General features: G+C 74.8%; 27 protein-coding genes. 10 read left to right on the top strand and 17 right to left on the bottom strand.

The genetic code is table 11. From position 1 onward, the window contains the following. Positions 1-178: 178 nt before the first annotated feature. From crtI to RVR_RS01065, 3 genes are read left to right on the top strand one after another with little or no spacing between them, the layout of a single operon-like run. Positions 179-1,738 (top strand): phytoene desaturase family protein, encoded by a 1,560-nt coding sequence (gene crtI, locus RVR_RS01075; RefSeq protein ID WP_202231972.1) that lies wholly within the window; start codon positions 179-181, stop codon positions 1,736-1,738. Beyond that, positions 1,735-2,715, top strand: a complete 981-nt coding sequence (locus RVR_RS01070; protein WP_202231971.1) for a phytoene/squalene synthase family protein — start codon at positions 1,735-1,737, stop codon at positions 2,713-2,715. The genes crtI and RVR_RS01070 overlap by 4 nt, the downstream gene beginning before the upstream one ends. Before the next feature lie 38 nt (positions 2,716-2,753). After that, on the top strand, positions 2,754-3,707 hold the full coding sequence (locus tag RVR_RS01065) for a DUF5914 domain-containing protein (RefSeq protein ID WP_202238294.1): 954 nt from the start codon (positions 2,754-2,756) through the stop codon (positions 3,705-3,707). Positions 3,708-3,747: 40 nt separating this feature from the next. Here RVR_RS01065 and RVR_RS01060 read toward each other — a convergent pair whose 3' ends face one another. Genes RVR_RS01060 through RVR_RS01050 form a run of 3 tightly spaced genes read right to left on the bottom strand, consistent with a single transcriptional unit; the run spans position 3,748 to position 7,345 of the window. After that, positions 3,748-5,310 (bottom strand): FAD-dependent oxidoreductase, encoded by a 1,563-nt coding sequence (locus RVR_RS01060; RefSeq protein WP_202238293.1) that lies wholly within the window; start codon positions 5,308-5,310, stop codon positions 3,748-3,750. Then, positions 5,307-6,071 (bottom strand): methyltransferase domain-containing protein, encoded by a 765-nt coding sequence (locus tag RVR_RS01055; protein ID WP_202231970.1) that lies wholly within the window; start codon positions 6,069-6,071, stop codon positions 5,307-5,309. Before RVR_RS01055 ends, RVR_RS01060 begins: the two co-directional genes overlap by 4 nt. Beyond that, positions 6,068-7,345, bottom strand: coding sequence for a lycopene cyclase family protein (locus RVR_RS01050; RefSeq protein ID WP_202231969.1), 1,278 nt, complete (start codon positions 7,343-7,345; stop codon positions 6,068-6,070). Before RVR_RS01050 ends, RVR_RS01055 begins: the two co-directional genes overlap by 4 nt. A 267-nt stretch (positions 7,346-7,612) precedes the next feature. On the opposite strand from RVR_RS01050, the gene RVR_RS01045 reads away from it, so the two are divergent. After that, a complete protein-coding gene (locus RVR_RS01045) occupies positions 7,613-8,008 on the top strand; it encodes an STAS domain-containing protein (protein ID WP_202231968.1) in 396 nt (131 codons plus the stop codon). A 315-nt stretch (positions 8,009-8,323) separates the two neighbouring features. Here the strand turns inward: RVR_RS01045 and RVR_RS01040 are convergent, their stop codons facing one another. Continuing rightward, entirely contained in the window at positions 8,324-10,603 is a 2,280-nt protein-coding gene (locus RVR_RS01040; protein ID WP_237404496.1) for a catalase, read from the bottom strand. A 307-nt stretch (positions 10,604-10,910) separates the two neighbouring features. On the opposite strand from RVR_RS01040, the gene RVR_RS01035 reads away from it, so the two are divergent. Then, positions 10,911-12,389: an aminotransferase class I/II-fold pyridoxal phosphate-dependent enzyme gene (locus RVR_RS01035; protein WP_202231966.1), complete on the top strand. Its 1,479-nt coding sequence runs from the start codon at positions 10,911-10,913 to the stop codon at positions 12,387-12,389. Positions 12,390-12,548: 159 nt separating this feature from the next. Here RVR_RS01035 and RVR_RS01030 read toward each other — a convergent pair whose 3' ends face one another. Next, on the bottom strand, positions 12,549-13,352 hold the full coding sequence (locus RVR_RS01030) for an Fpg/Nei family DNA glycosylase (RefSeq protein ID WP_202231965.1): 804 nt from the start codon (positions 13,350-13,352) through the stop codon (positions 12,549-12,551). Between the two features lie 376 nt (positions 13,353-13,728). Here RVR_RS01030 and RVR_RS01025 point away from each other — a divergent pair, with 376 nt between their 5' ends. Continuing rightward, entirely contained in the window at positions 13,729-14,412 is a 684-nt protein-coding gene (locus RVR_RS01025; protein ID WP_202231964.1) for a HemK2/MTQ2 family protein methyltransferase, read from the top strand. Between the two features lie 4 nt (positions 14,413-14,416). Here RVR_RS01025 and RVR_RS01020 read toward each other — a convergent pair whose 3' ends face one another. From RVR_RS01020 to RVR_RS00975, 10 genes are all read right to left on the bottom strand, one after another. Next, positions 14,417-14,701 carry a gas vesicle protein K gene (locus RVR_RS01020; RefSeq protein ID WP_237404495.1) on the bottom strand — a complete coding sequence of 95 codons (285 nt, stop codon included), beginning with the start codon at positions 14,699-14,701 and terminating at the stop codon, positions 14,417-14,419. Further along, positions 14,698-14,928 carry a gas vesicle protein gene (locus RVR_RS01015; protein WP_202231963.1) on the bottom strand — a complete coding sequence of 77 codons (231 nt, stop codon included), beginning with the start codon at positions 14,926-14,928 and terminating at the stop codon, positions 14,698-14,700. The genes RVR_RS01020 and RVR_RS01015 overlap by 4 nt, the downstream gene beginning before the upstream one ends. Further along, positions 14,925-15,815, bottom strand: coding sequence for a GvpL/GvpF family gas vesicle protein (locus tag RVR_RS01010; RefSeq protein WP_202231962.1), 891 nt, complete (start codon positions 15,813-15,815; stop codon positions 14,925-14,927). Before RVR_RS01010 ends, RVR_RS01015 begins: the two co-directional genes overlap by 4 nt. Then, positions 15,812-16,174 (bottom strand): gas vesicle protein, encoded by a 363-nt coding sequence (locus tag RVR_RS01005; protein WP_202231961.1) that lies wholly within the window; start codon positions 16,172-16,174, stop codon positions 15,812-15,814. Before RVR_RS01005 ends, RVR_RS01010 begins: the two co-directional genes overlap by 4 nt. Continuing rightward, positions 16,171-17,148 (bottom strand): SRPBCC family protein, encoded by a 978-nt coding sequence (locus tag RVR_RS01000; RefSeq protein ID WP_202231960.1) that lies wholly within the window; start codon positions 17,146-17,148, stop codon positions 16,171-16,173. The genes RVR_RS01005 and RVR_RS01000 overlap by 4 nt, the downstream gene beginning before the upstream one ends. Positions 17,149-17,153: 5 nt before the next feature. Further along, positions 17,154-17,804, bottom strand: a complete 651-nt coding sequence (locus RVR_RS00995; RefSeq protein ID WP_202231959.1) for a hypothetical protein — start codon at positions 17,802-17,804, stop codon at positions 17,154-17,156. Then, on the bottom strand, positions 17,804-18,073 hold the full coding sequence (locus RVR_RS00990) for a gas vesicle protein GvpG (protein ID WP_202231958.1): 270 nt from the start codon (positions 18,071-18,073) through the stop codon (positions 17,804-17,806). Before RVR_RS00990 ends, RVR_RS00995 begins: the two co-directional genes overlap by 1 nt. 1 nt (position 18,074) lies before the next feature. Further along, entirely contained in the window at positions 18,075-18,803 is a 729-nt protein-coding gene (locus RVR_RS00985; protein WP_346731431.1) for a GvpL/GvpF family gas vesicle protein, read from the bottom strand. 5 nt (positions 18,804-18,808) lie between these two features. After that, positions 18,809-19,273 carry a gas vesicle protein GvpJ gene (gene gvpJ / locus RVR_RS00980; protein ID WP_202231957.1) on the bottom strand — a complete coding sequence of 155 codons (465 nt, stop codon included), beginning with the start codon at positions 19,271-19,273 and terminating at the stop codon, positions 18,809-18,811. Positions 19,274-19,336: 63 nt separating this feature from the next. Further along, the gene (locus RVR_RS00975) at positions 19,337-19,660 is read right to left on the bottom strand and encodes a gas vesicle protein GvpO (RefSeq protein WP_202231956.1); all 324 of its coding nucleotides are present in this window, start codon (positions 19,658-19,660) and stop codon (positions 19,337-19,339) included. Positions 19,661-20,061: 401 nt separating this feature from the next. Between RVR_RS00975 and RVR_RS00970 the strand changes: the two genes are divergently transcribed. The 4 genes from RVR_RS00970 to RVR_RS00955 all read left to right on the top strand — a co-directional run bounded on the left by RVR_RS00970 (position 20,062) and on the right by RVR_RS00955 (position 22,838). Then, positions 20,062-20,919 (top strand): MBL fold metallo-hydrolase, encoded by an 858-nt coding sequence (locus RVR_RS00970; protein ID WP_202231955.1) that lies wholly within the window; start codon positions 20,062-20,064, stop codon positions 20,917-20,919. A 241-nt stretch (positions 20,920-21,160) separates the two neighbouring features. Then, a complete protein-coding gene (locus RVR_RS00965; protein ID WP_237404494.1) occupies positions 21,161-21,400 on the top strand; it encodes a hypervirulence associated TUDOR domain-containing protein in 240 nt (79 codons plus the stop codon). A gap of 59 nt (positions 21,401-21,459) precedes the next feature. Further along, on the top strand, positions 21,460-21,738 hold the full coding sequence (locus RVR_RS00960; RefSeq protein WP_237405197.1) for a DUF3140 domain-containing protein: 279 nt from the start codon (positions 21,460-21,462) through the stop codon (positions 21,736-21,738). Positions 21,739-21,869: 131 nt separating this feature from the next. Beyond that, positions 21,870-22,838 (top strand): YihY/virulence factor BrkB family protein, encoded by a 969-nt coding sequence (locus RVR_RS00955; RefSeq protein ID WP_202231952.1) that lies wholly within the window; start codon positions 21,870-21,872, stop codon positions 22,836-22,838. A 111-nt stretch (positions 22,839-22,949) separates the two neighbouring features. Here the strand turns inward: RVR_RS00955 and RVR_RS00950 are convergent, their stop codons facing one another. Both RVR_RS00950 and RVR_RS00945 read right to left on the bottom strand, forming a co-directional pair. Then, positions 22,950-23,114, bottom strand: coding sequence for a hypothetical protein (locus RVR_RS00950; RefSeq protein WP_202231951.1), 165 nt, complete (start codon positions 23,112-23,114; stop codon positions 22,950-22,952). 82 nt (positions 23,115-23,196) lie between these two features. After that, on the bottom strand, positions 23,197-24,357 hold the full coding sequence (locus RVR_RS00945) for a glycosyltransferase family 2 protein (protein ID WP_430393089.1): 1,161 nt from the start codon (positions 24,355-24,357) through the stop codon (positions 23,197-23,199). Positions 24,358-24,474 lie beyond the last annotated feature (117 nt).

Raw genomic sequence — 24,474 nt, 5'->3', positions numbered from 1 at the left:
CCGCCTCGGACCGGCGCGGGGCGACCCCGAACTGGTGCGGGGCAACCCCGAACCGGCGCGGGGGGACCCCGAACCGCCCGAACCGGCGCGGGGCGCCCCGCGCGGCGCTCGGGCGGGCACCCACCGCCATCCCGCCGCGGTGCCGGACCGGCATCCATGCCCAACGAGCGGGCACCCGGTGACGCGCACCGTGCCCGGTCGCACCGACCACGTCGTGGTGGTCGGCGCGGGGCTGTCCGGACTGGCGGCGGCGCTGCACCTGCTCGGCGCCGGCCGGCGGGTCACCGTGGTCGAGCGCGACCCCGGGCCCGGCGGGCGGGCCGGGCGACTGGACCTGGGCGGATACCGCTTCGACACCGGGCCCACGGTGCTGACCATGCCCGACCTCCTGGCCGAGGCGTTCGCCGCGGTCGGCGAGTCCCTGCGCGACCGGTTGGACCTGATCGAGCTGCATCCGGCCTACCGGGCGAGGTTCGCCGACGGCAGCAGCCTGGACGTGCACACCCGACCCGACGCCATGGAGGAGGCGGTCCGCGCCTTCGCCGGCCCCGCCGAGGCGGCCGGCTACCGGCGGTTGCGGTCCTGGCTGGAGGAGCTGTACCGGGTGCAGATGCGCCGGTTCATCGACGCCAACCTCGACTCCCCGCTGGACCTGCTCCACCCCGACCTGGCCCGCCTGGCGGCCCTCGGCGGGTTCGGCCGGCTCGACGCGGCGATCGGCCGGCACCTGCGCGACGAGCGTCTGCGCCGCGTCTTCTCCTTCCAGGCCCTCTACGCCGGTGTCCCGCCCGCCCGCGCGCTCGCCGCCTACGCGGTGATCGCCTACATGGACACCGTCGCCGGGGTGTTCTTCCCGCGCGGCGGCATGCACGCCGTGCCCCGCGCGCTCGCCGACGCCGCGGCGGACGCCGGAGCGGAACTCGCGTACGGCCAGGAGGCGGTCGCCCTGGAGCGCGGGACCGGTGGCCGGGTCACCGCGGTACGCACCACCGAGCGCCGCATCGCCTGCGACGCGGTCGTCCTGAGCTGCGAGCTGACCCACGCCTACCGCCTTCTGGAGCGCGTCCCCCGCCGGCCGCTGGCCCTGCGCCGTTCACCGTCCGCCGTCGTCCTGCACGCGGGCACCGACCGCACCTGGCCCGGACTGGCCCACCACACCCTCTCGTTCGGCCGCGCCTGGCGCACCACCTTCCGGGAGCTGACCGCGACGGGCCGCCTGATGAGCGACCCGTCCCTGCTGATCACCCGGCCCACCACCCACGACCCGTCGCTCGCGCCGCCCGGCCGGCACGTCCACTACGTGCTCGCGCCCTGCCCCAACACCGACATCGGCCCCGACGCCGTCGCGTGGCGGTCGCTGGGCCCGCGCTACCGCGACCAGGTCGTCGCGGAGCTGGAACGCCGCGGCCTGGCCGGACTCGGGGCCGCGATCGAGCGGGAGGACCTGGTCACCCCCGCGCACTGGACCGCGCAGGGCCACATGGCCGGGACCCCGTTCTCGCTGGCCCACACCTTCGGGCAGACCGGGCCCTTCCGCCCGGCCAACCTGGTGCGCGGCACCGAGAACGCCGTACTGGCCGGCTGCGGCACCACCCCCGGAGTCGGGGTGCCCACCGCCCTGGTCTCGGGGAAGCTCGCCGCCGCCCGCATCACCGGCGCGGGCCGGTCCCGTCCCGCGCGCCCCCGCAGCTCCTTCGACACCACCGCCCTTCGCCCGGCGCAGAAGGGACCGGCATGACACGGCGCGAACTCGATGCCGCCGGCATCGACGACCCGCGGCTGCGCTCCGACTACCTGCGCTGCCGCGCGCTGAACGCCCGGCACGGCCGCACCTACTTCCTGGCCACCCGACTGCTGCCGCCCGCCCGGCGCCCCGCCGTGCACGCGCTGTACGGCTTCGCCCGATGGGCCGACGACATCGTGGACGACCTCGCCGGCACGGCCCGGCCCGCCGACCGTGAGGCGGCCCTGACGCGGTTGGACACGGCCCTGCGCGACGGGCTGGCCGCGGGACGCGCGGGGGAGGAGCCGGTGGTGCGCGCCGTGGCCGACACCGCCCGCCGGTACGCCATCGACCCCGCGCACTTCACCGACTTCATGGCGTCCATGCGCAGCGACCTCCAGGTCACCGACTACGCCGACCTGCCCGCGCTACGCCGCTACATGCACGGGTCCGCCGAGGTGATCGGACTCCAGATGCTGCCGGTCCTCGGCCACGTCGTCCCGCGGGAAGAGGCCGAACCGCACGCCGCGGCGCTGGGGGTGGCCTTCCAGATGACCAACTTCCTGCGCGACGTCGGCGAGGACCTCGACCGCGGCCGGATCTACCTGCCGGCCGACCTGCTCGCCGCGCACCGCGCGGACCGGGCGCTGCTGCGGTGGAGCCGCGCCACCGGCCGCCCCGACAGGCGGATCACCGCGGTCCTGCGCGAGTTCGCCCACCTGACCCGGTGCGTCTACCGCGAGGCCCTGCCCGGCATCCCCATGCTCGACCCCGTTGCCCGGCCGTGCATCCGCACCGCGTCGGTCCTCTACGGCGGCATCCTGACCGCGGTCGAGCGCGACGGCTGGTCGGTGCTGCACCGGCGGTCGGCCGTCCCGACCGCGGTTCGCGCCTGCGTCGCGCTCGACGGCCTGGTCCGGGTCGGCGCGGCCCGGGCACGGGCCGCCGGCACCAGGCGGCGGGGGCACGTCGCGGTCCGGGAGGCGGCGTGAGCGGGGCCGCGCCGCGCCGCGCGCGCGTGCCGCTGAGGATGCGCGGCCGGGCGGTGCCGTGGGAGCGCCAGCGCCCCACCTGGCGCGAGGCGCGGCCGGCGCTGATCGCCGGGGCGCTGCGGCGCGCGCAGGAGCGGCCGTCCGGCAACTGGTACGTGCTCGCCGCGTCCTCGGCGGTGACCGCCGGCCGGCCGTTCGGCCGGACGGTGGCGGGGGTGGAGGTGGTGGCCTGGCGGGACGCGGCGGGGCGGCTGCAAGCCGGCCCCGGCGCCTGCCCCCACCTGGGCGCGCCGCTGAAGGAGGCCCGGGTGCACTGCGGCACCCTGATCTGCCGCTGGCACGGACTGGCGCTCGACGGCGGGACCGCGCCCGGCTGGTCGCCGCTGCCCGCACACGACGACGGGGTGCTCGCCTGGGTACGGCTGGACGCCGCCGGCGGCGAACGGCCGTCGCGGCGACCGGTCGTGCCCGCCCGCCCCGCGCCGGCCGCGACGCTCGCCGCCGTCCACGACGTGACGGGGGTGTGCGAACCCGCCGACGTGCTCGCCAACCGGCTCGACCCCTGGCACGGGGCCTGGTTCCACCCCTACTCCTTCGTGGACCTGACGGTGGAGGAGCCCGCCGACCAGGACGCCTTCGCCGTCCGGGTGTCCTTCCGGCTCGCGGGGCGGCTCGTCGTCCCCGTCCGGGCGGTGTTCACCGCGCCCGAACCCCGCACCGTCGTCATGCACATCACCGACGGGGAAGGGCGCGGCTCCAGCGTGGAGACCCACGCCACCCCGCTCGGCACGGACGGCGCCGGCCGACCGCGCACCGCGGTGGTCGAGGCGGTGCTCGCCACCTCCGAGCGGCCCGGCTTCCCCGCCGCCCGCGCGGCGGCCCCCGTCCTGCGTCCGCTGATGCGCGCCGCCGCGGCCCGGCTGTGGCGCGACGACCTCGCCTACGCCGAGCGCCGCTACGCGCTGCGCGCCGCGGGCCGCTTCCCCGGCTGACGTCCGGCCACCCGGGCGCAGATCGCGGTCGGGTGGCCGGTCACCTCCTGGACGCGGCGCGGTTCAGGGCCCGCAGGGCGGCGACGCGGCCGCGGTCCGGAACCGTCCACAACGTCTGCCCGCGCACGCCCCAGCGGGCCAGGAGCGTGTTCGCGGCCAGGAACCCGGACGTCGCGGCGCGCTCCATCAGGGCGACCGGCAGACCGGTGCGCACCAGATCCCCGGCCAGCACCACGGACTCCTCCCCGGTGCGCACACCCGGCCGGCCCCGGTACCCGCCCACGTCGAACAGCGGGCAGTCCGCCCGCCACTCGTGCCGCGCGTCCACGATCCGCGCCCGGCAGGTCTCGGGGTAGACCCGGCGGAGCTCCCGCACGAGCCGTTCCTGCACGGCGGCGCGGTCGGCGCCCTCGTCGACCGCGTAGGCGTGCAGTTCCACGACCGAGCCGCCGGTCGCCGCCGTCCAGCGGGCCGCCTCGCCCTCCCAGCGCTCCAACACGCTGACGTTGTCCAGCGGTCCGTAGCCGCTGGTGCCGAGGAACCCGGCCCGGTCGCGGTCCACCGGAGCGTCCAGCCACAACCGGGAGACCAGGAACGGCGGCGCGGTGCGCAGCGCGGCCACCGACGCCCGCCAGCCCTCCCCGCCGAGGCCGGGGGAGTCCGCCACGACCCTGCGCAGCCCCCCGGTGTCCAGCGCGAGCACCACCCCGTCGAAGACCTCGCCGTCCACCGCCACCCTGCCCCCGCCCAGGGGCCGCACCGTCCCCACCGGCGCGTCGCAGCGCACCCGCACGCCCAGGCCGGACAGGTAGGCCGCCAGCGGCTCCCACAGCGCCCGCGAGAACGGCTCGGCCGGCACGTCGAAGAGCAGGCCCTCCGACGAGCCGAGGAAGTAGATGTGGAACATCAGGGCCAACTCGGCGGCCGACAGCTCCCGCGGGTCGGCGAAGAAGCTGCGCGAGAACACCTCGAACGCGAGGTGGCGGGCGGAGGCGGGGAAGCCGATCGCGTCGAGGAACGTGCTCGCGCTGGTGCCGTCCAGCCGGTCGTACACGCCGGGGACCCGCACGTCCGTCAACGGCAGCGCCGCCCGCGGGTCCATGGCCGCCAGGTCGCGCCAGCCGAACGACGGGCTGCGCGCCACGAACCCCACCGCGCTCCACGGCGGGGTGCGGGGGACCTTCGCGAAGCTGTCCCGCAGACCGCCGGCGTGCCACAGCGGGTAGTCCGGCAGCGGCGTCAGCATGCCCAGCCCGGGGTCCGCCCGGCGCAGCAGCCCCCGCAGGTTGTAGTACTGGCGGAAGAAGGCGTGGAAGCCCCGGCTCATCGTGGCCGCCCGTCCGTCGGCGAGCACGGTCGGCCACGCGGCCAGTCGGCCGCCCAACTGCGGCTCACGCTCCGACACCACGACCCGCACGCCTCGTTCGGCCAGCCCGGTGGCGGCGGCCAGACCGGCGATGCCCCCGCCGACGACCGCGACCCGGGGCGGGTCGTCCCTCGGCACGCGCGGGAGGCCGGGGCCGGCCGGCCACACCTCGGCGCGGCGGTCCCGCCCGCGGCGGACCCCCGCGGCCCCGCGCTGCGACCGCGGTGCGCCGGTCACCACGCCGCCGTCTGTCCGGCCCCACGGGCGTCTTCGCGCCGCGCCAGGGGCGTCCGGCCGACGAAGGTGTGCACGATGCCCGTCGACCACCCGGGCATCGGAAGCGCCCGCACCCCGGTGTAGCCGGCCAGTTCCATCCGCCTGGCGAAGGCGCCGGCGGTGTCGAACCCCAGCACGCTGCGCCTCAGGTAGCGGTAGATGCCGCGGTCGCCGGTCAGGGCTCCGGCGGGTTCCACGACCGCCGCGCAGACCGCCCTCCACACCATCCGGTGCACCGGCCGGCCGCTGAGCGTGTACTCGTGCACCGCCAGCCGTCCGCCCGGGACGAGCAGGTCGCGTACCGAGGCCAGCACGGCGTCCGGATCGGCGAGGTTGCGGAAGAGGTACGCCGCCAGCACCGCGTCGAACGGCCCGGCCACACCGGCCTCCGACAACCGCTCGGCCGGGGCGTGCACGAATCTCACCCCGGCCGGCCAGCGTTTGGCGGACGCGCGGGCCAGCATTCCGGCGGAGGCGTCCACGGCCACGACCTCCGCTCCCGGCGCGGCGGAGAGCAGCGCGGCCGTCGACGTGCCCGTGCCGCACCCCAGGTCCAGGACGCGCAGCCCGGCGCCGGAGCCCGGCAGGCCGAGCCGCCGGGCCGAGCGGGCGAGGTCGGCCCGGTATCCCGGGTTGAACGCGGTCAGCCGGTCGTAGCCGGCCGCCGCGCGGTCGAACGCGGCGGACAGGCCCGACGGGCCGGTTCCTGGAAGCGGCGTCACGAGTCGTTCTCCTCGTCGGTGGGGCGGGCACCCGGTGCCACGGCGACGCGCGGCGCGGCGCCGTACGGACCTCGGCCGCCGCGCGACCCGGCCGGCGGCCGGCGCCGTAGGAGCGGCAGTTCGAGCGCGGTGCGGAGCATCGGCAGGACGGGCGTGCGCAGGCCGACGGACACGTCCTCGCGCAGGCGGGTACGGCCGTCGAGGAAGCGGAGCAGGCGGTCGGCGGGCACACCGGCGAACAGCCCGGTGAAGAAGTCGCCGCCGTCCACCCGGCCGGTGGCCAGGGCCCGCAGCATCACCGCGTCCATCGCCAGGGCGCGCGGGGGGTAGGCGGGGGGCGGCAGCGGGGTGCGGCCCTCGGCCAGCGCGGCGGCCACCGCACGGGACTGGCGCTGGACGGCCGCGAACGTGTACCCGGTGGCCGGCCGGGTCGCCCCGCCCGCGGCGCCGATCCGGAAGACACAGGCGCCCGCCCGCCGGGCGGGCCGGGCGTCCGACATGGGGATGACCCCCTGCTCGGCGCGTACCACCCGGAACGGCGGCAGCCGCAGCACCTCCCCGGTGTAGTGCCGTAGCGCCCGCGTGTACCCGGCCCCGTCCAGTACCGCCGGCGAGAACTCCGTGTACTCCACCAGCGCGTTCCGTGCTCCGAGCGGCAGGACGTAGCCGAAGGACAGCCCGTGCCGCGGGCGCGGCGTGCGGAAGTCCATCAGCTCGGCCACCCGCGGGTCGAAGACGGGGCGGTCGCAGCGCACGAACCAGCCGCGGAAGTGCTGGAGGAGCGTCGTCCGGGCCCTCGGGGGCGTGTCCGGGGGGCGTGAGTCGAACACCCACCGGGCGTGCCACACGGCCGGGCGGCCCCGCTCGTCCAGGCCCGCGACGCGCGCGCCCCCCGGGGCGTCGGCGACGTCCCGCACCCGGGCCACGCTCCGGCGCACCCACGGCGCCGCGGCCAGGCGGCGGGCGGCGAACGCCTCGAACGCGCGCGAGTCGAGCATCTTGTAGCGCAGCGGGCCGGTGCGCACGGTCGTCGCGGGCCCGCGGGCCCCGGTCACGCGCAGCCGGTCCCAGCAGGCGGCGAGCACGTCGTCGTACTCCCCTCCGGGCGGTTCCCAGTAGCAGAAGGTGCGCTCCGGCGGCCGCAGCGCACCCGGCGGGGCGTCGACGAGCAGGACCTCCAGCCGGCCGCGGAAGGACGGGTCGGCCAGTCGGTGTGCCAGCGACAGGCCGGCGGCGCCCGCGCCGACGATCAGCACGTCCGCGTCGAATCCCATCGCTGCCGCCTTCCCGCGCCGCGGACGGCCTCCGACGCCCCGCCGCGCGGGAGTTCCGCCGATCGCCGATCGCCGCCGCGTCCAGCATGGTGCCCGCGAGGGACGACGTGGCGCACGTCACCCGTACGGCCGGATCGCGTGTCGCCGCGTGAGGAACGCGTGAGCCGGGGTAGGCGGTGGTGCGGCGGCGCGCCCGGGGGCGGGGTCGGTGAGCCGTCGCCGGTCCCGGGCGGGGCCGGGAAGGCGGCGGACGAAGGCGAAGCAGTCGTGACGGATGACGTGCGGTTGAGCGTGGGTGAGACCTCCGGGCCCCTGGCGGTGGCCAGGCTGGACGGCGAGCTGGACATGATGTCGGCTCCCGAGGTGTACGTGCGGGCGACGGAGCTGCTGGAGTCCCATCCGCACCTGGTGCTGGACCTGTCGGGGGTCACCTTCTGCGACTCCACGGGGTTCAACGTGCTGCTGAGGTTGCGTCGCAGGGTGCTGGAGGCCGAGGGGTGGCTCGCCCTGGCGGCACCTCCTCCGAAGGTGGGCCAGCTCCTGGCCCTGACCGGCACGGAGGACGTGTTCGCCGTCTACGACAGCCCGGCCGCCGCGGTGGCCGCCCACCCGGGCGACGACGCGGGAACGACCGCCGCTCCCCGGGACACCGGCAGGCCCTGAGCGCTGTCCCGCAATCCCCCTCCGGGCGCCGCGGTGGCGGCCGCCGGGACGGCCGCGCGGTTCGCCGCGCAGGTCCAGGTCAGGGCGCGGTTCCACGGGCGGGCCGCACACCCCGCCGGCAACCCCACGGAAGGGGTCGACGCGCCGGCCGCCCTCGTCGTCGAGCGGGTGGGCACCGGTTACCGCCACTTCGGCAACACAGGCCGCTGTCCGCCCGGTGAGGTCCAGCGCGGACGCCCCCGGGCGACGGCGGGTCCCCGGGCGACGTCGGGCGGCTCCCGCCCCGGGGCAGGGGCGGGAGCCGCTGGGCCGACCTCAGAGGCCGGGTTCGAAGCGGTCCCAGGCCCGGTGGCGGGCGAGCAGCCCGGTCAGCGCGGACAGCGCGGCCGCGGGCTCGTCGGCGACCACCACCCCCGGGGCGTCGGGGGCGACGCCCGCCGTCCGGAGGGCGTCGGCTCCGTCCGCCCAGGCGCCCAGCGCCTTGCCGTGGCGGTACGCCTCGGTGATCAGCAGCAGCACCCGGGGGTCGATCCCGGCGGCCACCGCCGTGTCGTCCTCGACCTTGGCGTCGCGGGCACCACTGGCGTCCGCCCCCGGGGCGGGCGCGCCGGCCAGCAGGACGGCGTCGAACTCGGTGGAGCGCGCGGTGGCGAAGGTGCGCTGGACGGTGACGGGTTCGCCGTCCTGGTCGAGCTTCCCCCCGGTCGGGGCGATGACCAGGGGGACCATGCCCGCGTCCAGGACCGCCCGGCGGACCGCCCGGACGCCGGTCAGGTCCTGGTCTCCCGCGGTGACGATGCCGATGACCCGGCCGTCGGTCGGCCAGCTCCCGCCGAGCTGGGAGAGCGCCGGACTCGGCTGCGGTTCGGCCAGCGGCACGGTCGGGGCGGGCGCGGGCAGTCCCAGGCCGGTGGCGACCTGCGCGCACAGTTCGCCGTCGATGTTGGCGAGCACCAGCAGCGCGCGCTCCTTGACGGCCGTCTCGTAGCACTTGTTCAGCTCGAAGGTGTACGCGGCGACGATGTGCTCGCGTTCGGTCGGGGTCATGCTCAGCCAGAACAGACGGGGCTGGCTGAAGTGGTCGTCGAAGGAGACGGGCGCCTCGCGGACCTTGGCGGCGGAGGGCACCGGGACCGGGACCTCGATGTAGGCGCCGGTGTCGGCCCCGGCCAGGAACGGGCACCCGCCGTCCAGGGAGTTGGGCCGGTAGGGGGCGACACCGCTGTGGACCGCGGTCTGGTGCATGCCGTCGCGGAGCATGTCGTTGACCGGCGCGTGCGTGCGGTTGACGGGCAGTTGCGGGAAGTTCGGGCCGCCGAGCCGGGTGATCTGCGTGTCGAGGTAGGAGAAGAGCCGGCCTTGGAGCAGCGGGTCGTTCGTGACGTCGATGCCGGGGACGAGGTTGCCGAGGTGGAAGGCGACCTGCTCGGTCTCCGCGAAGTAGTTCGACGGATTGGCGTTCAGGGTGAGCAGCCCGATCGGCCGGACCGGCGCCAGCTCCTCCGGGACGATCTTCGTCGGGTCCAGCAGGTCGATCCCCTCGAACGTCTGGTCCTCGGTGTCGGGGAAGGTCTGCACCCCCAGCTCCCACTGCGGGTGGGCACCGGACTCGATCGCGTCGGCGAGGTCGCGGCGGTGGAAGTCCGGGTCCATGCCGGCGGTGATCTGCGCCTCCTCCCACACCTGGGAGTGCACACCGAGCTTCGGCTTCCAGTGGAACTTCACCAACGTGGTGGCGCCCTCGGCGTTGACCAGCCGGAAGGTGTGGACGCCGAAGCCCTCCATCATCCGGTAGGAGCGGGGGATGCCGCGGTCGGACATGTTCCACAGCGTGTGGTGGGTCGCCTCGGTGTGCAGGGTGACGAAGTCCCAGAAGGTGTCGTGCGCGCTCTGCGCCTGCGGGATCTCCCGGTCCGGGTGCGGTTTGCCGGCGTGGATCACGTCGGGGAACTTGATCGCGTCCTGGATGAAGAACACCGGGATGTTGTTCCCGACGAGGTCGAAGACGCCCTCGGTGGTGTAGAACTTCGTCGCGAAACCGCGGGTGTCGCGGACCGTGTCCGCCGAGCCGCGTGAACCGAGCACCGTCGAGAAGCGGACGAAGACCGGCGTCTCGACGTCCTTGGCCAGGAACGCGGCCTTGGAGATGCCCTCGGCGGCCCCGTAGCCCTGGAACACCCCGTGCGCCGCGGCGCCGCGGGCGTGCACCACGCGCTCCGGGATGCGCTCGTGGTCGAAGTGGGTGATCTTCTCCCGCAGGTGGTGGTCCTGCAGCAGCACCGGACCGCGCGGGCCGGCCTTGAGCGAGTGGTCCGTGTCGTACAGCCGCGCGCCCTGGGCGGTGGTCAGCCGCTCCCCGCCCTGCGCCACCTTCTTCTGCGGCACCCCGGTCTCCTGACCGGTCGGGCCGTACGTGTCCGGGCCGCGCTGGTCGGGCTTGGGCGGCAGCGGACCGCTCGGCGTCGTCGGCTCCTCCACCGTGGGAGGCCGGGAGCCCGGGGCCCCGGGGATCTCGTTGCCGGGACGCACCGCGTCCTGGACCTTCTCGACCACCTTGTCTGCGGCGGCTGTCACGGGGTTCTTCTTGGCGCTCACGGGACTCCGATCAAGGGAGGGGCGGAGTGTGGTGTGTCGTGCGGGGCGTGTGGGACCTGAGGGATCTCCCGGCCCGCCGGGTGCGGTTACCCCCATCGACGCTCCTGACGCTCGGACACACCCGCATGAGGCGCGGGTTCACCCGGCGGGTCGCCCCCGATGGCCGATTCCGCATCCGTGCACGACGGGCAGCGGCCCCGGATGAACCGCCGGCGGAACCGGGCGTCGCGCATGGGCAGGATGGGCCGTCCGGAGGAGGTTGCGCCCGGTGCGGGTTGAGGGGGCGGAGGCCGGGCAGGGGGATCGCATGGATCACTCGCGAGCGCCGGTGCTGGAGGCCTTGGCGGCGTACCACGCCGAGGGACAGATGCCGTTCACCCCGCCGGGGCACAAGCAGGGCCGGGGAGCGGACCCCCGGGTGCGCGAGGCGCTGGGGGACGAGATCTTCCGCGCGGACGTGCTCGCGACCGCCGGCCTGGACGACCGCACGTCGTCCCGGCACGTGCTCCAGCGCGCCGAGGCGCTGATGGCCGACGCGGTCCACGCCGACCACACCTTCTTCTCCACCTGCGGGAGTTCGCTGTCGGTCAAGGCCGCCATGCTGGCGGCCGCCGGCCCGCACGAGAAGCTGGTGGTCAGCCGCGACGCGCACAAGTCCGTGGTCTCGGGGCTGATCCTGGCCGGCATCCGCCCGGTGTGGGTGGAGCCCCAGTGGGACGCCGACCTGCACCTCGCCCACCCTCCGGCCCCCGCGTCCTACGAGGCGGCGTTCGAGGAGCACCCCGACGCCCGCGGCGCCCTGGTGACCAGCCCGACCCCGTACGGGACGACCGCCGACCTGGCGGAGATCGTCCGCATCGGCCACGCGCGGGACCTGCCGGTCATCGTCGACGAGGCGTGGGGCGCGCACCTGCCCTTCCACCCCGAACTGCCGACCTGGGCGATGGACGCGGGCGCCGACCTGTGCGTCACCTCCGTGCACAAGATGGGCTCGGGGTTCGAGCAGGGCTCCGTCTTCCACCTCCAGGGCGACCGGATCACCCCCGGGACGCTCGCGGCGCGCGCCGACCTGCTCGGCACGACCAGCCCGTCGGTGCTGCTCTACGCGGGGCTGGACGGCTGGCGGCGCCAGATGGTCGAGCAGGGGGCGGAACTGCTCGACCAGGCGCTCACGCTGGCGGCGCAGGTCCGTGCGACCCTCGACGGCATCGACGGCGTGCACGTCCACGGGCGGGACGACTTCTGCGGCCCCGGCCGTGGCCACGACATGGACCCGTTGCAGGTGTTCGTCGACGTGTCGGAGCTCGGCGTGACCGGCTACCAGGCCGCCGACTGGCTGCGCGCGCGCCACCGGATCAACCTGCACGTCTGCGACCACCGCCGGGTCAGCGCCCAGTTCACCTACGCCGACGACGCCGCGAGCGCCGACCGGCTGGTGGGCGCGCTGCGGGACCTGAGCCGTACCGCCGGCAGCCCGGACGGCCTGGAACCCGCCGATCGGCGGGTGGAGGTGCCCACGCCGGACAGGCTGCGGCTGGAGCAGGCGATGCTGCCACGGGACGCGTTCTTCGGCCCGATCGAGTCGGTCCCGGCCGAGGCCGCCGCCGGCCGGGTCGCGGCGGAGATGCTCACGCCCTACCCGCCGGGCATCCCCGCCGCCCTGCCCGGCGAGCGGCTGGACGCAGCGGTGGTGCGCTACCTGCGTACGGGTGTCGCCGCCGGCATGGTCGTCCCCGACGCGGCGGACGGCACGCTGGACACGATCCGGGTGGCGGTCGAAGGGTGAGTGCGGCTTCCGGGCCGGGGCTGCCGCACTCCGCGGCCGTGCGGTGAGCCGCCGGTCGCCGGTCGCCTGCCGTCGGCCGGTGAGCTGCCGGTCGCCGGTCTCCTTCGCCGGGCGCTGACCGGGCACCGTGCTCCGCCTCACCGACGGGCGGTGCGCCGGTCAGCCGTCAGCGGGCTCCGGGGGCGGCTGGCAGCGCGGGCACCAGAAGGTGGTCCGCCCGGCGATCCGGTCGCGGTGCAGCCGCGCGTGCCCGCGGGGGCAGGTCGGCGGCGTCTGCCCGCGGTGGCCGGTGAGCCACGTGGGCCGCCCGGGTACCCGGCCCGCGCGTACCGACTGGTCGAGGACACGGGTCATGGCGGTGTGGATCCTGCGGCATTCGCCCCGGGTCAGCGAGTTCGCGGGCCGGGACGGGTGCAGGTGCGCACGCCAGAGGATCTCGTCGACCAGGAGGTTGCCCAGTCCGGCGAGCGCCGACTGGTCCATCAGCACCGACTTGGCCGTCGCCCGGCGCCGGCGCAGCAGCTCGCGGAGGGTCCCCTCGCCGACCGCGGCTGCGTCCGGCCCCTGACCGCCCAGTGCCCGCTCCACCCCCGCGTCGGAGGCGGCGAGCCGGAGACCTTGCAGCTTGCGCTGGTCCCGGAAGCGCACGCCCCGCCCCCCGGACAGGTCGAACCGCACGCGGTCGTGCCGGTGCGGGGGTTCCCCGGGCGGGCAGGCGACGAGCTCCCCGGTCATCCCGAAGTGCAGGAGCACGGCCGCCCCGCCGTCGGTCCGGGCGACCAGCCACTTCCCGCGGCGCTCCGGCTCCAGGAACCGGTGCCCTTCGAGCGCGCGGCGCAGCCGCCGCGCGCTCACACCGCGCAGCACCCCGGAGTCCCTGACCTCGACCTTCTCGATCCGCCGGCCCCGCCCGTTCGAGCGCAGCACCCTGCGGAAGCCCTCCACGTCGGGCAGCTCGGGCATGCGGCCTCCTCCCTCGCACGCCGGGACGCGGCGCGGGCCGTGCCGGCGGTGACTCCCGTGACGGGCTCTTTCCCCGCTGGTCGGACCGTCCGCTGGTGTGCGCTTCCACCCCGGGTGTCCCGTCCCCCGGAACCGAAACGGCCGCCGGGGGAGACAGCGGCGGCGCCCGCCGAACTCCGTCATCTCCCGAGGTGTCCGGAGGATCCCCACGGCCGGACCCGGAGGGATTCGCGGCACCGGCGCACGCATACGGCCGCGGCGGAAGGGCAAACGCAGGTGTCCGCCGCTCCGGATGCGGCGGGCCGTACGTGCCCCGACCCTGGAAAAGCGCCTGGCCGAAGGCCACGGCACCGACCCGCGTCCCCTGGAGGACCCGATGACCACTGCCCCCGTGCGGCTCACCGATCTCGGGATGCTGTGGACGCTCCCGGGCGTGTACGCCCCCCAGGAGGACACCCGTCTGCTCGCCGGCGCGCTGCGCGCCGAGCGGATCACCGCGGGTATGGACGTCCTGGACCTGTGCACGGGCAGCGGCGCGCTGGCGGTGCAGGCCGCGCGCATGGGCGCCCGCGTCGCGGCCACCGACATCTCCCGGCGTGCGGTGATCACCGCGAGGGCCAACGCCCTGCGCGCCGGGCAGCGGTTGCAGGTCCGCCGCGGGGACCTGTCGGGTCCCTGGGGCCGCCGCACCTTCGACGTCGTGGTGGGCAATCCGCCCTACGTCCCCGCCCGCGGCCGACGCTCTCCCCCGCGGGGCCGGGCGAGGGCCTGGGACGCGGGCCAGGACGGCCGGTACGTCCTGGACCGGATCTGCGCGCAGGCGCCGTACCTGCTGCGCCCGCACGGGGTGCTGCTGATGGTGCAGTCGGGGCTCAGCGGTGTCGACTCGACGCTGCGACGGCTCACGGCGTCCGGGCTGAGCTGCTCCGTCACGGCCCGGGCGTCCGTCCCCTTCGGCCCGGTGCTGCGCCGGCGGTCGCCGTGGCTGCGCGAGCAGGGGTTGGTCCGCGCGGGCGAGGACCGGGAGGAGCTGGTGGTCGTCCGCGCGGAGAGGCTCTGACCGCTCACCACGGGTCTTCGGCGAGCAGCGGCCCCAGGGGGCCGAGGTGGAGGTTCAGGTCCTCGCGGCGCAGGCCGTGGTGCGCGCACAGTTCCGTCATCGCCTCGTCCAGCCGCATGAGGGCGAGGCCGAGCCGCTCCTCCTGGTCCGGGGTGAGGTCGTCCTGGTCCAGGCGGCGCACGGCCTGGCGTTCGAGGAGTTGGCGGACGAGCTCGACGAGTGTCAGCACGAGGGACACGAGGTCGCGTGCGGCGTTGTCCGGGTCGAGATCGACGGTGGGTCCGCTCACAGCGGCCCCCCGTCGCTCCAGGGGGCGGGGACCCGTTCGCTGACGGAGGCGAGCAGGGCGTGCAGCGAGAGCCGGACGAGGGGGACCTCGGCGATGGCGATGACGAGATCGCCGCTGATCACGACCCCGGTCGCCAGGACACGGTCGAGCAGGTCCACGAGCGGGACACCCAGCGGGGCACCGCTGTCGGGGCCCAGCCAGGGGACCGGCTCGACGGGGGCGGTCACGGCCGTCTCCCTTCCGTGAAGGAGTAGGGGACCCAGGGACCGGAGACGTCGATGTGCACGTCGAGGCCCGGAAAGGCGCCGTGCAGGGCCCGCACCGCCGTGGCCAGCTCCTCCGCCCGGGCGTCGTCCACGAGGAACGCGGCGTTCAGGACCTGGTGCCGCTCCGGTCCGGTGATCCGGGGGCCGTGCGGGGTACGGCGCACCGCGGCCACCGCGAGGGCGGCCGCGGTGTCGTGGACCTGTTGGGCGACGTGCAGGGTCGCGTCCTGCCATGCCCGACGGTCGCGTTCGCGCCCCCGCACGCGGGTGAGGTACGCGGCTCCGGCATCGGCATCGGCACCGGCACCGGTACCGGCTCCGGTACCGGTTGCGGCATCGGCACCGGTTCGGTCGCCGACGGCCCGCGGGGCGCTCCTCGCCGGCGCCCGCGCCTCGGCAGGGCGCCCGATGTGCACCTTGACGGCCCATTCGGCGCGCCCCGTCAGCCGGTCGAGCACGCCGACGAGGTGGGACCGCTGCTGGTCGAGGACGTCGACGGCGCGCCGTTCGTCCGTGAAGAGGGTGGCCAGGGGCAGGGGCACGACCGGCCCGTCCTCGGCGGCCGCGGTGATCACGGCATGGTGGCTGCGCGCGCAGTTCTCCAGCACGAGCGGGTCCGCCAGCCGTTGGCGCAGCGCCTCCTGCGTGAACTCCGCGGCGGGCACGCTCTGCACGACCGCCCACAACGACCCGGCCAGCGGGAGCAGGCGCAACGGTCCGCCGCCCGCGTGCCCGGTCCGGCCCGCCAGCGCGCCGGGATCTCCACTGCGCCGGACGGCGAAGACGCAGGTCGCTGCCGCGCCCGCGGCCGGCGCGTACGCCGCGGGACCCCGGTCGGTGGCGCTCATGCGGTGTCCTTGGACCGTGCGCGTCCGGAAGGCCGCTCGTCGTGGGCCTCCAACTCGGCGAGCTGGGCCCGGAGTTCCTTGTTCTCCCGGGCCAGGGCGTTCTCGGCCGCGCGGGAGGAGAGGGCGGGATCGGTCTCCCACCAGTCGATGCCGGCCTTCTTCGCCGTCTCGACCGACGAGATGAACAGCCGCAGCCGGATGGTGAGCAGTTCGATGTCCAGCAGGTCGATCTTGATGTCGCCGGCGATCACGATGCCCTTGTCCAGGATGCGTTCGAGGATGTCGGCGAGGTTGGCCGTCGAAGGGGAGTGGTAGGTGGAGGGGTCGGACTCGGCGGGAAAGTCGAGCGGCGCCGTCACCGCCGGCTCCGGGTGCGCTTGCGAGGTGGCGCCTTGACGTCCTCGTCGTCCTCGTCCTCTTCGCTCCCGTCCTCCTCGTCCTCGGCCTCCTCTTCGTCCGGCTCCTCGCTCTGCTCCTCCTCTTCTTCGGCCTCCTCGTCCTCGGCGGGCTCGTCGTCCTCCAGCCCCTCCTCGTGGGAGCGGACGACCTCGCCGTCGCGGATCTCGCCGCGCCAGCCCTCGACCTCCTCGTCGGCGTGCAGGGTGACGTGGCGGCCGAAGTGCTTGAGGTCCAGGCGGAGCCGCCGGCCCTGGGCGCGCCAGAGGTTGCCGGTCTTCTCGAAGAACCCGGCGGGGGTGTACTCGACGACCACGAGGATGCGGGTCAGGCAGGGACCGATCCCGTGGAAGCTGACGGCGCCGGCCGTGCTTCCCTTCGCGCCCTCGGACGTCCACACGATCCGCTCGTCCGGGACCTGCTCCTGGACCGTCGCCTTCCAACTCCGGCCGGACGGACCGACCTTGACGTCCCACGTGGTGGTGGTGTCGTCCTCCTGGGAGACTCCGCGCACCCCTTTGGTGAATCCGCTGAAGTCCTCGAACTGCGTCCAGTGGTCGTAGACCGTGCGCAACGGGACTCCGACGTCGAGCGACTCGACGATGTTGACGGCTTTGACCTCGCCCTGTCCGCCCTCGTCCCCGCCACCGGCGCCCACGGCGCCCTTGACGGTGTCCACGACCTTGTCCTTGGCGTCCTTGGCCTTCTGCCCGACCACCGCCTTGAGCGGCGACTCGCCCCGCAGGACACGGCTGCCGATGCCCAGCGCCCCGCCCTCGCCCTCGCCGATGCCGGACAGCCGGTCGGTCACGTCGGACACCTTGTCGCCGGCCTTGTCGATCCAGCCCTGGGCCAGGCCGGACAGGAAGCGGCCGAACTCCTCGCGCAGTTCCTCCAGCCCGGTCGGGCCGTCGGACTTCTTGCTCTGCCTGGCCATTCCGCCTACCTCCCGCGCCGGTTCGTCGTGGCCCGGGAGCGTCCCGATGCCGTCTTCTCGGCCTTCCCGCCGCGCCGCGCCGCGGACGGGTCCGCAGCCGTCCCGTCGGAAGTCCGCCTCTTCGCGGATGCGGCGGACTTCTTCGGCGAGGTCCGCTTCGCGGTCGTGGGCTTCCCGGCCGGGGTCCCGTGCGCCGCCTTCTTCGCGGTCTTCTTCGCCGTCTTCTTCCGTGCCGGTTCCGGCGTGCGCCGGCGGGGCGCGGGCCGATCCGCGGTGCCGCCGTCCCCCTCGCCGTCCCCGGCGTCCTGCCCGTCGGCCCCTTCGGGCTCCTCCTCGTCCCGCCCGCGCCCTTGCCCGCGTCCTCGGTCGCGGAGCGCTCCGGCGAGCGAGGAGAAACCCCGGTCGGTGGAGGAGGACGCGGCCGCGCGCACGGCACCGAGGAGTTCGCCCCTGATCTGCTCGCGCAGGCCGGCCAGTTGGGGGTGCTCGCGCAACTGGCGCAGGCCCTCGGCGGCGAGCCCCGCCGGAGTGAGGCCGAACCTGCGCCCCGCGACGAACGTACCGATGGCGATGGCCGTCCTCGCCTTGCGGGTACGGCCGATGAGGTAGCCGCCGGCCACCGCCGCGGCGAGCGCGGTCTTCTGCGAACTGTCCATCAGCGAACGTCTCCCGATTCGTGGGCGGCGCTGTGCCGCCGGGGTGTGCGGCGTTCCAACTCGTCGAGCAGGCGCTCCTCCTCGGCCTCGAACCGGGCGGCGTCGATCTCGCCGTCGTCGAGCGCCCGATGGAGCTCGGCCAGCCGGGCGCGGAGCACGGCCGGGTCGTACATCTCCTTCTCCGCCGTCTCCAGCAGCACCTGGGAGACCCAGCCGACGCCCCGGACCGGGGCGAGCGGCAGGAGCAGCAGGCCGGTGAACACGCCCATCTCAGATCTCCGCGAGGGTCGGCACGTCGGAGAAGCTGTAGCAGGGCAGCGGGCCGGTCAGCCGCAGACCGGCGCTGGCGGCGTGCCGGCCGGCGAGCGCGTCCACGGCGGTCCGGCAGCCGTCCGCGCGGTCCGCGGCGACGAGGAAGGACGTGTTCAGGACGCAGCCGGGCACGTCGGGGCCGGGCCGGGTCTCGTCGGCGAGCGCGGTCAGGGCGGCCACCGCCTCTCGCGCCACCGCCTCGGCCCGCCGGCGCAGGCCCGCCGCGACCACCTCACCGAGGCGCACGCTCGTGTCGTAGCCGGGCCTGCGCCGGGCCTCCTCCCGCAGCCTCCGGACCTCCGCGTCCTCGCGGACCAGGTCCGCCAGGCCGGACTCGACGGGCGACACCTTGAGGTTGAGCTCGACACGGCCGGCCACCCGGGCCAGCGCCGCGCCGTAGCCCTCCGCCTCCGTGCGCAACCGGGCGACCACGGCGTCCTCGTCCTCGGCGACCACGCCGAACCGGGCGGGCAGCACCGGGCCGCCGTCCGCGAGAGCGAGCAGGGCGTTCTGGTGGGCCTGCAGGTCCCTGCGGTAGGCGCGCAGCCGCGGCGGGGCGGCGCTGACCACGGCGGCCAGCCGCCCTGCCACGAGCGCCCGCAGCCGGGCCGGCGGGTCGCCGATGCCGTGCACCCCGCGCGGCAGGGACACGTCGGCTCCGGTCACCGCGTAGACGTAGGTGCTCACCGCGGTCAGTCCTCCTCGTCGTGGTGCCGTGCGCGGCTGGTGGAGCGGCGGGCCGAGGTCCGGCGCCGCGGCCGCTCCGGTTCCTTCTCCTCCTCGTCGGTGTCCTCCTCGTCCTGGTCCTCGTCGTCTCCGACGCCGAGGGCTCCCTTGACCTTGTCGCCCACCGACCGGGCCGCCTTCTTGGCACCGGTCCTGCCCACGGCGGCGGAGGCCCCCCCGAAGAGTTCCGGGACAGTCCGGCTGGTGGAGTCGCTCTCCAGGTTCAGGCGGTTGCACGCCTCGGCGAAGCGCAGGTAGGTGTCCACGCTGGCCACGACGATGCGTGCGTCGATCTTGAGGATCTCGATCCCGACCAGCGAGACCCTGACGAAGACATCGATGACCATGCCCCGGTCGAGGATGAGGTCCAGAACGTCGTAAAGGGTGCCCGCACGAGGGGCACAGACGACGTCATCGGCTATGACGGTCACGGTGACACCGTTCTTTCGGGGAGACTCCGGCGGATGAGTCCGGAGTGGACGGGGGTTCGGGGATCACTCGTCGACGGCGCCGCGCCGGTATCTGTGGACACGGCGGTAGCTGCGGAGCGAACCGTCCTCGGAGAGCTCGACCTCGTACGTCGCGAGCAGACTGGTGGTGTCCGGGACGCGGGCGACCTCGACCACGTCCACGCTGACGCGCCAGCCGCCCTCCTCCAGGGGTGCGACCGCCGAACAGCCTTCGGTCGGGCGCTGGATCAGCTTGCCGAGGCCGCGGGAGGCCCGCGCGGCCGCGTCCTGCGCATCGCTCACCCGCTCGGTGCGGGTGGCGGGCCGGCGGGAGGACGGGCGGGACTGCCGGGCACGTGTCTCTGCCATGCCCTCACCCTGCGGGGACGTCAGAAGCTTCGCACCCGGGAAGCGGCCATCCGACGTCCGTCCTCACCCATGCCGCCCCTGGCCCGGCGGAAAGGTCCTCCCGACGGGCCCCGACAGGTGGTCCGCGGCGCGACGGCGGTCCTCCCGCCCGTGCCGGGGCGGGTGGGCCGCGCGGACCGGCGAAGTGCACGGCGAGCGGGCGAGCGAGCGAGCGGGCGGACGGTCCGGTGCGCGGGCCGCGCGCTGCACGGTGGTCCCTGGTGGGGGCTCAGGCGTCCCGGCCGGTTCGGGCGGCGGTTCCGGCGGGGGCGCTGGTCGGCACGGGTGGGCGGGTCGGGCGCCGCCGGGCAAGTGCCGTGGCCGGAAGCCCTCGCCGCTGCCGACGGACGGGCGGTGACCCGATGAGCGCGGCGCCCGCCCTCGGATACGAGGTCTTCGTCTCGGAGGCGGCCCCGGTCGCCACCCCTCCCCGCCCCGACAACGGCCCGTCACGCTGGTCGTCCCTCTCCCACACCCTCGTCTACGGCCGGACCGAGGCGCTGCTGACCGATCCTCCGATCACCCGGGCGCAGGCCGACGTCCTCGCCGGGTGGATCGAAAGCCACGACGTGGCACTGCGGTTCATCTACCTCACGCACGCGCACTTCGACCACTTCGCGACCACGAACCACCTGCTGCGCCGCTTCCCGGACGCCACGGTCGTCGCAAGCCGGGCGGTGCTCTCCCGCATCGCCCGCCAGACCCCGGGCGGGGTACTCGCCGAGAGGTACCGGAACTTCTTCGGCGACGCCCTGCCCCAGCCTCCGGTGACTCCCCGCGGCTCCGCGTTCCCGGCGGACGGGCTGCGGCTCGACGGGCACGAACTCCTCGCCCACGAGGTCGGCCACTCCGACACCGACGACACCAGCGTCCTGCACGTGCCGTCGCTGGACCTGGTCGTCGCCGGTGACGTCGTCTACAACAACACCCACCAGTACCTGGGCGAGGCCCGGGACGGCGGCCTGGAGGCGTGGTACCGCGCGCTCGACGAGGTCGCCGCCCTCGAACCGCGGTTCGTGGTGGCCGGTCACAAGGACGTCCGGCGTGGAAATCCCGCCTCCGACATCGAGGAGACGCGTCGCTACCTCGACGTCGCCGGTGAGGTCATCCAGCGGTCCACGAACCGTGCGGACTACTTCGAGGCCGTGAAGCGGCGCTGTTCCGAGCGGGTGAACCCCTGGGCGATCTGGCTGAGCGCCCTCCAGTTGTTCGAGGACTGAGGACCGCCACCGCACCAGCCCGTCGCCGGTGGGAAGGAGCGGACGCGGTCCTCCCCACCGGCGACGGCCGGCGTCCTCGGCGACACCCCGGCGCGGCGGTCACCTTCCGCGACGGACCCGAACCGCTCCGCGACGGGGCGGCGCGAGATGTCGCGCGGGAGTCGAAGGGAGGGGCGAAGGGAGATAAAAGTCCGATATGGGGGCAGCGGGACCTGAGGGGGAATCGACGATCGGAGACATCGTGGCCAAGCACGCGAAGATCACCGAAGGCGACCGGGTGAGCTGGAGGAGCCACGGAAGCACCGCCATCGGCACCGTCAGGCGCAAGCTGACCCGCCGGGGCCGGGCGGCCGGACGGACGGTCGACGCCTCCCCGCACGAGCCGCAGTACGAGGTGCGGAGCGAGAAGTCCGGCGGCACCGCCGTCCACAAGCCCGGCGCCCTGACCAGGCGGCCCAGGCGCAAGGGGAAGGGCCGGTGACGGGCGGCGCGGACGAAGACCGGGAGGACGCCGTCCGCGACTTCCACGACGCGGTGAACATGACCGCCTCGGAACTGGAGGAGTGGCTCGCCACCGACGAGTCCCGCCACGCCGGGCAGCACAAGGGCGGTGGCGAGAGCACCGGCCACGCGTCCGGCCGCCGGATCGTGGAGTTGCTGCGCTCGCGCAGGGGCGACCTCGACGCCGACGACGAGCGCCACATGCGCAAGGTGTCCGGCTACGTCCGCCGACACCTCGCGCAACGCCCCTCCGGCGACGTCACCGCGACCACGTGGCGGTACTCGCTGATGAACTGGGGCCACGACCCGCAGAAGTGACCGCGGCCTGCGACCGCAGGCGCGGCCGGCCGGCGCGGGCGGTGGACATCCCCGACCGCGCGAGGCCCGGAAGCCGTGGCGCCGGCCCCCTGAGGGCCGCACGCGGTGCCGGAAAGGACAGGAGGCGAACAATGGAGCGACCCGAGCCGGAACACACCGGCGCCACCGTCCACGAGCCCGGCCGCGCGCCGGAGAAACCGTCGGACCTGCCCGAGGGCTCCTCGCGCGGAATCCTGAAACGCACCCTCAAGGAGTACAAGGCCGACAACCTGGCCGACCTGGCCGCGGCACTGACGTACTACGCGATCCTGGCGATCTTCCCGGCGCTGCTGGCCCTCGTCTCGATCGTCGGGCTCCTGAGCAAGTCGTCCGCCAAGTCGCTGACCGACAACATCACCAGCGTGGCGCCCGGCGCCGTACGGTCCACCCTCACCAGCATCGTGTCCCAGGTCCAGGCCAGCGGGAACAAGGCCCTCATCCCGCTGATCATCGGGGTCGTGGTCGCCCTGTGGTCGGCCTCGGGGTACGTGGCGGCCTTCATGCGGGCCGGCAACGCGGTCTACGACATCGGGGAGGGGCGCCCGGCGTGGAAGGCACTGCCCACCCGGTTCGCGATCACCGTCTTCATCGTCATCGTCCTGGCCGCGATCTCCGTGGGAATCGTGTTCACCGGCAGCCTGGCCCGCCGGACCGGGCACATTCTCGGGATGGGCGACACCGCGGTGACGGTGTGGAACTACGCCAAGTGGCCCGTCATGGTCGTCCTCTTCGCCCTGGTCGTCGCGGTGCTGCACTGGGCGGCACCGAACGTCAGGCACAAGTTCGCCTGGGTCACCCGCGGCAGCCTGCTGAGCGTCCTGCTGTGGATCGTCGCCTCGGCGCTCTTCGCCGTCTACGTCGCCAACTTCAGCAGCTACAACAAGACCTACGGCACCTTCGCCGGAGTGATCATCTTCCTCGTCTGGCTCTGGATCTCCAACATCGCCCTGCTCCTGGGCCTGGAGTACAGCGCGGAATCCGAGCGCGCCCGGGCGGAGGAAGGCGGGCAGCCCCTCGGCGAGGAGCCCTACGTCGAGCCGCGCGACACCCGCAAGCTCTGATCGGCGGCCCCGTCGCAATCCCGGTCCGCCCCGCAGTCCCCGTCTGCCCCGCAGTCCCGGCCGGCCCCGCGGGGTCGACCGGGACTCCGACGCGCACCTGCGCGCCCCGGGTCAGCGGGCGCGGCGCCGCGGGGCCAGCTTGTAGAGCGCCAGGCCGGCCGCCACCAGGGTGGCGGCCGCGACGAACAGCGCCACGCTGTGCGCCCACACGCCGGTCGCCGCCAGCGTGGCCCCCGCGGTGCCGGTGGTGCCGGCGCCGATGGTTCTTCCGTACATGGTCCTTGTCTCCTCTGTGTTGACGGGTTGACGGGTTGACAGGTTGAGCGACGTGGGGGGAAGCAGGGGGACATCGCCCGGATCAGGTGGCGACCCACTTCTCCTCGCTGCGGCGCAACAGCCCCCACAACGAGGAGAAGTACACGGCGTGCTGGAAGAGGTCGTAGAGCATCTCGGGCACCATCAGCGCGGCCACGACGACCGCGCGCGGGCCGGCCCTGCGCACCGAGACCACCTTCTCCACCAGGAAGAGGGCGCCGATGGCCGTCCAGAACGGCGACAGGCCCGGCCAGCCGTACGAGCTGAGCGTGAAGGCCATGAAGGACAGGTAGACGAGGAAGCTGACCGCGCCGAACCCCATCATGAACTGCTGCACGAAGTACCGCGCCGTCACGCGCGTCCAGCCGTAGTCCCGCAGGTTCTCCAACGCCCCGCGCTGCCAGCGCATCCGCTGGTGCCACAGCTTGGGCCAGGTGGTCATCACCTCGGTGGTCACCGCGCAGCCGGCGGGCGACATCGTGCGGTAGCCGAGGGTCTTGACGGCCTTGGTGATCTCGTCGTCCTCGGTCAGGGAGGCGAGGCTGTAGTAGTCCGAGCCGCCGCCGATCCGGCCTTCCCGGCGGGAGGCGCGGACCTCCCTCAGGACGCGTGCGCGGAACATCGTCCCGGTGCCGGTCAGCACCGACGCCTTCCCGCCCCTGCGCTCGACCTCCCAGGCGTAGCGGTGGAACTCCATGCGCTGGAGCAGGCCGAGCAGCCCGCCGCCCTGCTCTCCGTAGAACACCCCGCCGACCGCGCCCACCCTGCGGTTGAAGGTTCCCTCGGCGGTCTGCACGAACCAGGGGCTGAGCACGGTGTCGGCGTCCTGCACGAGGACCAGGTCGCGGTCCGACAGGTGGGGGAGCGCCCACGCGATGGCCTGGTTGAGCGCGCCGGCCTTCTTGTGGGTGTTGCCCCGGGTCTCGAAGACCTCGGCGCCCGCTTCCCGTGCGACCCGCACGGTGGCGTCGGTGCAGTTGTCGGCGACGACCACGACGAGGTCCGGGCGCCGCGTCTGGGCGTACAGGCCGTCGATCGCCTCGGCGATACGGTCCTGCTCGTTGTGCGCCGGGATGAGCGCGATCAGGCGGGGCCGGCCGCCGGAGAAGTCGTCGGCGGCGTGGGCGCGGCGCGGTGCGTGCCGCGGCACACCCGGGGTCGCTCGGTCGAAGGACGCGGAGCGCGATTCCGCGAGATCGGGCACGTCACGCTCCGTGGGTCTCGTTGGCCGGTTCCCCACCGGCCACGACGATCCTGCACAAGATCTCCACATCGGCGCAAGATGCCTGGGATGACTATCTGATCACTTGAGGGAGGAAAC

The sequence above is a fragment of the Streptomyces sp. SN-593 genome (genome assembly GCF_016756395.1).
GTDB lineage: Bacteria > Actinomycetota > Actinomycetes > Streptomycetales > Streptomycetaceae > Actinacidiphila > Actinacidiphila reveromycinica.
The sequence above is the reverse complement of the archived record's forward strand: the minus strand, read 5'-3'. Positions and strand labels throughout refer to the sequence as shown.